Origin of the sequence: Aquabacterium sp. (genome assembly GCF_030652515.1) — a bacterium.
Lineage (GTDB): Bacteria > Pseudomonadota > Gammaproteobacteria > Burkholderiales > Burkholderiaceae_C > Aquabacterium.
In genome coordinates this window covers 1-1505 of the sequence record NZ_JAUSAR010000143.1, presented here as the reverse complement: position 1 = coordinate 1505, position 1505 = coordinate 1, and the positions used below count along the sequence as shown (strand labels likewise).

General features: G+C 63.1%; 2 protein-coding genes. One reads left to right on the top strand and one right to left on the bottom strand.

Annotation, left to right across the window (positions count from 1 at the left end):
• The first annotated feature begins 118 nt into the window (after positions 1–118).
• On the top strand, positions 119–1147 hold the full coding sequence (locus Q7V20_RS16860; protein WP_304793763.1) for an IS110 family transposase: 1029 nt from the start codon (positions 119–121) through the stop codon (positions 1145–1147).
• Here Q7V20_RS16860 and Q7V20_RS16855 read toward each other — a convergent pair.
• The coding region (locus tag Q7V20_RS16855) for a transposase (RefSeq protein ID WP_304793760.1) at positions 1123–1505 on the bottom strand (383 nt) is incomplete at its 5' end. The two genes, Q7V20_RS16860 and Q7V20_RS16855, sit on opposite strands and share 25 nt — an antisense overlap.

The following is a 1505-nucleotide window of genomic DNA, read 5'->3' as shown; positions in this document are numbered from 1 at the left end:
CGAATGAAAGGGACTTCCCCGTCCCGAACTATCCGCCAGGTATTGGCGGAAACGGTCTTGAAGGACCAAGATGGGAAGTGCGAAGTCTCCATCAACGGTTCATTCGGAAGGGGAAGTCATGAGCATTATTGCAATCGGCCTTGATTTGGCCAAGAACGTTTTTGCAGTTCACGGCATCGACGAAGCGGGCAAGGCGGTGTTGATCAAGCCGGCAGTCAAGCGAGACGCGCTGCTGCCGATGATCGCCAAGTTGCCGTCGTGCCTGATCGGCATGGAAGCGTGCTCCGGTGCGCACCACTGGGCGCGCCAGTTCCAGGCCTTTGGCCACACGGTGCGCTTGATGGCGCCCAAGTTCGTGGCGCCGTACCGGCTGTCTGGGCGCAAAGGCAAGAACGACGCGGCCGACGCGCAGGCCATTTGCGAAGCAGTACAGCGCCCGCACATGCGCTTCGTGCCGATCAAGAGCGAAGACGCCCAAGGGCGGTTGAGCATCCACCGAGTGCGGCAAGGGTTCGTTGAGCAACGCACGGCCACGATCAACCGCATCCGAGGCCTGCTGTCGGAGTTCGGCATCGTGCTGCCGCTCAAGGCCGAAGTGGTTCGCCGCGAAGCGGGCCTGCACCTGGAAGATTTGCCCGGCTGGGCCAACACCGCCATCGGTGACAGCCTGAGCGAATTGCACCACCTGGACGGGCGCATTGCCGAGTACGACCAGCATATCAAAGTGATGGCGCAGTCCGACGAGCGAGGCCGCCAGCTGATGGCCATGCCCGGCATCGGCCCGACCACGGCCAGCGCCTTGCTGGCCAGCATTGGCAATGGCCATGACTTCAAGTGCGGCCGGCAAGTGTCGGCCTGGCTGGGCCTGGTGCCCGGGCAGTACAGCTCGGGTGGCAAACAGAGGCTGGGGCGCATCACAAAAACGGGCGACTCGTACTTGCGATGCTTGTTGATCCTGGGCGCCCGAGCGGTGCTGGTCAGCAGCAAGAACAAGACGGATCGATTGAGCCGCTGGGCGCAAAGCGTGGCCGAGCGGCGAGGCTACTGGAAAGCGGTGGTGGCCATTGCGGCCAAGAATGCGCGCATGGCTTGGGCGATGCTCAGCAGTCGGCCTTGCAAAATTCAATTTGAGGCCATAACTGCATGATCGCGGGCCTGCCCCAGCGCTGAGACGAGCCATGCGGCCAGCACGGCCAGCCATAAAACAGGCGCAAAAATGGCCTTCAGGCCCTTGCGGGCGATGGCCCGCAGCAGCCAGCGCAGGTTGTAGCCTGCCGCGCACAGCACGGCGTGCAGGGCATCACCCTCTGATCCCTTGAGCCAGCAGCGTTGCATCCCGTGATCCTGCTTGACGTGCCCAATCACCGGCTCGACCGCCTGGCGCCGCTTCAGCCATCGTCGTTGTTTGTCCGTCAGCCGCTTGGACTTGCCTCGGTGAATCAGCTCGATGGGCGCGATCTCCGCGTCCACACCACGGTAGCCCAAGTCCACGATGGCCGTGGTGG

Excerpts from the sequence above, each read along its gene's own strand:
- Q7V20_RS16860 (WP_304793763.1), top strand. The coding sequence starts at position 119 with ATGAGCATTATTGCAATCGGCCTTGATTTGGCCAAGAACGTTTTTGCA.